The 4,672-nt window shown below is 63.7% G+C and carries 5 protein-coding genes; all 5 read right to left on the reverse strand.

The window, feature by feature from the left end; translation table 11 throughout:
• Positions 1–50: 50 nt before the first annotated feature.
• Positions 51–821, reverse strand: a complete 771-nt coding sequence (locus ACXJL8_RS34465; RefSeq protein WP_456619271.1) for an esterase/lipase family protein — start codon at positions 819–821, stop codon at positions 51–53.
• Positions 822–1,009: 188 nt separating this feature from the next.
• A complete protein-coding gene (locus ACXJL8_RS34470) occupies positions 1,010–2,296 on the reverse strand; it encodes a DUF445 domain-containing protein (RefSeq protein ID WP_456619272.1) in 1,287 nt (428 codons plus the stop codon).
• Between the two features lie 163 nt (positions 2,297–2,459).
• On the reverse strand, positions 2,460–2,915 hold the full coding sequence (locus ACXJL8_RS34475; RefSeq protein WP_456619273.1) for a phasin: 456 nt from the start codon (positions 2,913–2,915) through the stop codon (positions 2,460–2,462).
• A 222-nt stretch (positions 2,916–3,137) separates the two neighbouring features.
• Positions 3,138–3,731 (reverse strand): N-acetyltransferase family protein, encoded by a 594-nt coding sequence (locus ACXJL8_RS34480; RefSeq protein WP_456619274.1) that lies wholly within the window; start codon positions 3,729–3,731, stop codon positions 3,138–3,140.
• Positions 3,728–4,672 (reverse strand): alpha/beta fold hydrolase (locus ACXJL8_RS34485; RefSeq protein WP_456686400.1); only part of this gene is annotated, 945 nt, incomplete at its 5' end. The genes ACXJL8_RS34480 and ACXJL8_RS34485, both read right to left, overlap by 4 nt.

Genomic DNA, 4,672 nt, shown 5'->3' on the forward strand with positions numbered 1-4,672 from the left:
CGATGCGATCCGACCTCTCCCCGCAAGCGGGGCGAGGTGAAGAAGCCCACTTACCGATTCGGGTCGGGATACGCCAGGCTACGCCAGCCTCTACGATCAAAAGGCCGCCACTGGCCTTCCTGCTGCGCGAGGCGATCGGCCACCGCATAGACCGCGGCGGGATGATGACCCATGCCGCAATGACTGCTCTCGACCTCGATGCTCTCGGTCTCGGCGCCCGCCTTTTCCATGCAGCCCTGCCAGGCGCAAACGCCGTCGGTGCGGCTGAAGATGGCGGTGGTGGGCACCGGTGGTGGCACGGCGAGCTCGCCGCCGAACTGCGGATCGACCTCGTTGGACTTCCGCCCGCTTGCCCATTCGTAGACGCGCCAGGCATTGGTCGAATGGGGGTCGCCCGCAAACGGGCTGCCAAGCGTGATCACCTGGCGCACGCGCTCCGGCATCATCTTGGCGAGCTGACGCGCATAGAGGCCACCAAGGCTCCAGCCGACCAGGCTGATCTTGCGGCCATGGGTGTCGTTGAGCTCATGGACCAGATCGACCATCGCATGCTGCACGCCCGGACGCAGGCCGTAGTTGCGGCCCTGGCGCCAGCCGCTGACCGCGTAGCCCTTGCTCTTCAGGAATGAGCGCAGCGGACGCGTGGACACGTCGGACGCCACGAGGCCGGGCAGGACCAGCACCGGATGCCCGTCGCCGCGCGGCGCGAGGCTCAGCAGCGGCAGCGCGCCGAGGAATGCGCCGAGCTCGTGGATGGCGCGTCCCTCCAGAAACATCAGGGTGCGGGACGGCGGACTCAGCGTCTGGGCGGTAGCGGTCATCAATGTTTCCTCGGGGAAGATGCCGGCCGCGACGCCGGCAAATGGGCATGAATTCCAATACGCCGACTTCTTGAACGTTCCGCAGCGCAACATGAATCAGCTAGGCGGTCGGTTCTCGACATTCAAGCTGGTGGAGCGCCGGGCGACAATAGGCCCGCGCGCTAATGCCCACGGGCGTGACGCAAAAGTCACAGCAATCTAAGCAGGGATTCTACGGAGTAGAGGACGAGGCCCGCGAGTCCGCCGATCAGCGAGCCGTTGAAACGGATGTATTGAAGATCGCGACCGATGTTGATTTCGATCAGCGAAATCAGCTGCGTCATATTCCACGACTTGACCTGGTCGGAGATGAAGGTCGAGACGCCGCTCTTCTGGTCGGCGACGAAACTGCGCAGCACGGCCACCAGACCCTTGTTGATCTCGCCGCGCAGCTCGGCGTCGCCCGCAAGCGCCTCGCCCGCGGCGACGAACATGCCGGCGAGATGGTGCTGCAACACCTGCGTCTCGCCGCTCGCGCTGCGTTCGATGAAGGAGCGCGTGTTGGCCCACACGGTACGGGCGAGATCGGCGAGCTCCGGCCGCGCCAGCAGATCGCGCTTCAAGCCGTCGATGCGGTCGATATAGGCCCGGTCGGTGCCGAGCCGGTCGACGAAGCTCAGCACCATGCGGTCGAACTCGCCGCGGAATGGATGCTTGGGGTCGCCGCGCACCTCGTTGAAGAAAGCGGTAGCGGACGCCACGATCTTGTTCACCAGAAACTTGTCGGCGCGGTAGAGCCTGAGCAGGGTCGGCAACTCCGCGCGCACCTTCTCGCGGATCATCGCCATCGTCTCTTGTTGATTCAGCGTGTCGTGCATCACGCGCAGGAGATCGTCGAACAGGATCTGGTGCCGCCCTTCGGCAACGAAGCCGCGCAGGGTGCCGGCGGCGAGCGGCGCGAGGTCGATCGCCTGGAGCTGCGAGGACATGCGGCGGATGATGAAGGTCATCAGGCCGGAGGTCTCCGTCGCGGAGAAGGCCTCCGGCAGCAGGCGCAGCGCGAAGCGCGCGAGATCGTCGCTGCGCTTGCGGTCGCGCAGCCAGTCCGCGACGAAGGAGCCGAAATCGATCTCGTTCAGCTTGGCTTCGACCGGACCGGTCTCGAGAAAATGCACCTGGATGAATTCGCCGAGCTTGTCGGCGATGCGGGCCTGGTTGCTCTGGATGATCGCGGTGTGCGGGATCGGCAGGCCGAGCGGCCGCTTGAACAGCGCCACCACCGCATACCAGTCCGCAATGCCTCCGATGGTCGCGGCTTCCGCGAAGGCCGCGATGAAGCCGAACACGGGATGCACGGGCAAGAGCCATTTCGCGACCACGAACAGCGCCAGCGTCGAGGCCAGCACCAGTGTTGCCAGCGCCTTGACGCGGCGCAGCTCGGCCGCGCGTTCGCTGTCGCCGGGGGAGTCGAAGGAGAAGGCGGCGGGTGGAGTCATGATTCACCGAGGTTACGTCATTCCGGGACGGTCCGCAGGACCGGACCCGGAATCTCGAGATTCCGGGGGGCGCTCCGGAATGACGATCGATGATGACGGCGGCGCAAAAAACAAGGCCCGCCGAAGCGGGCCTCAAAATTCAGTTTGTCAACGCGACGCGCAATCAGGCGGTCTTGTTGTAGACCTTGGCGAAGTTGTCCTGAGCGGACTTCGCGCTGTCGGCGGCGAGCTTGCCGAGATAGTCGGTGGTCGCCTTGGCGCGCGAGACGAACACTTCGCCACGTGCACGGAGCATGTCCGACTGGATCTGGACGGCTTCGTTGATCGACTTGGCCGACGCGAGCTTGTCGATACCGGCGAAGAACGCCTCGGCGTCCTGGTAGATCGCCTGCTGAATATTGCGGCTGATCTTGCCGGCTTCGGTCACGGATCCCGTCACCGCGTTCTCTATGGCGGCGGTCACCCGCTCGGAGCCTGCGAAAACTTCGGCAGCGCGATCCTTGGCGGTATTGGCAGACTTCTTGACGAACTCACGGGCAGCCTCGGGAACTTCCAGGTTCTGGATGTTCTTGAAGGCGTCCTTGATGCCGTCGAAGGCCGAATTGGTTTCGGTGGTCATGGGGTTCTCTCCATCCTCATTGGGTTGAGCTATGGGCTCACCCCGTCCGCTTTGGCCCGGGGCACGGCTTATATGGCATAGTTAATTGTGCGGTGCAATATCATTGGTGCGCTGCGATATCACGAAATCGTGAACAGCCTGAATACAGGGCATTATGATGCCTCGGTAGCCATTCCAGGTCCCGACAGCTCTCCGCCCGTCCCTAGTGCTGGACGGCGCCCTTTAGTGCTGGACGGCGCCTGGCAGCCCATAGGCCTCCATCTGGGCCTGGACCTGCGCGATGTTGTGGCCGAGCACGACGATGTCGTGGGTCTTGCCATCGACGTCCCGGACATGGTCCCGCAGCAGCGCCTCGGCCTTGAAGCCGAGGCTTTCGAACAGGGCGATCGCCGCCTGCTGATCGACCGTCATCTGGACCGAGAGCTTTTCGAGGCCGGCGCCGAGCGCAACCGCAAAGGTCTCCTGCGACAGCACCCGTCCCACGCCCTTCCCGCGCACATCGAGCGCGACCACCATGCGGATCTCGCCGACATGAGGCGACCAGGAATGGGGATCGCGCACCAGCGTGCCGCAGCCGACGACCTTGCCGTCCCTGACCGCGAGCAGGCTCATGATGGCGCCGCGCTCGATCTCCTTGACCCAGGCCGAGAGCACTTTTGGCTCGCTGATGTTGCGTGGCAGGAAAAGGAGATCGTGCGTCGGCAGGCCCTTGCCGAAGGCGAGCACCGCGGCTTCGTCCGCGGGCGACATCAGGCGGATCTCGATGTCACCGGCCTCGGTCTTGACGTGACGCGGATAGGAACGCTGTTCACTCATGTCGATCTCTTTCCCAGCCAGGAATCCAGTTTCGGCCACAGCCGCTTCACCGCGTTGGCACCGGCAACGAGGGAGACGTGACCGCCCTTCAGCATCACCTCTTCCTTGTCTTCGGAGCCGATCTTGGCGATCAGATGCTTTGCGGCGTCATAGGGCACGATGTGATCGTGCTCGGCGACCGCATGCAGGAACGGCACCTTGATGTTCTCGAGCTTCGCCGCACGGCCGCCGACCGACATCGTGTCGTTGAACAGCTTGTTGTCCCACATCAGGTCCTTTGTGATGGTGCGGAAATACTCGCCCGCCAGCGGCAGCGTGTCGGTCGCCCAGCGGTCGAACATCCGGTAGGATTTGACGAACTCGTCGTTCCAGATGTTCTCCCAGAGCTGGATCTGGCTCACAGTGCGCGAGGCCGGCCGCAGCATCTCGAACGACGACAGGATCATCTCCGGCGGCACGTTGCCGACGCTGTCGACGAGGCGGTCGACGTCGAAATAGCGGCGGTCGGAGAAATTGGAGAACAGCTTCATCTCGCGGAAATCGATCGGCGTGGTGAAGCAGATCAAATTCTTCATCGGCCCGTCCTGGAAGATCGAGCCGTAGAGCAGCGACAGCACGCCGCCGAAGCAATAGCCGATGACGGAGACGTCCTGCTCGCCGGAATCCTTCTGCACGCGCCGCACGCAATCCGGGATGAAGTCGAGGACATAGTCCTCCATGCGCAGGCTCTTCTCCTCCGGCCTCGGCGCGCTCCAGTCGAGCATATAGACGTCGTAGCCGCGCTTGAGCAGGAACTCGATGAAGCTCTGCCCGGGCACGAGGTCGAGGATGTAGCCGCGGTTGGTGGTCGCCATCACGATCAGCACCGGCACACGGTAGATCTCGTCCGACATCGGCCGATAGTGATAAAGGCTCATCGTGCCGCGCGAATGCAGCACATC

The organism is Bradyrhizobium sp. P5_C11_2 (genome assembly GCF_054049755.1).

Excerpts from the sequence above, each read along its gene's own strand:
- ACXJL8_RS34465 (WP_456619271.1), bottom strand. The coding sequence starts at position 821 with ATGACCGCTACCGCCCAGACGCTGAGTCCGCCGTCCCGCACCCTGATG.
- ACXJL8_RS34475 (WP_456619273.1), bottom strand. The coding sequence starts at position 2,915 with ATGACCACCGAAACCAATTCGGCCTTCGACGGCATCAAGGACGCCTTC.
- ACXJL8_RS34470 (WP_456619272.1), bottom strand. The coding sequence starts at position 2,296 with ATGACTCCACCCGCCGCCTTCTCCTTCGACTCCCCCGGCGACAGCGAA.
- ACXJL8_RS34480 (WP_456619274.1), bottom strand. The coding sequence starts at position 3,731 with ATGAGTGAACAGCGTTCCTATCCGCGTCACGTCAAGACCGAGGCCGGT.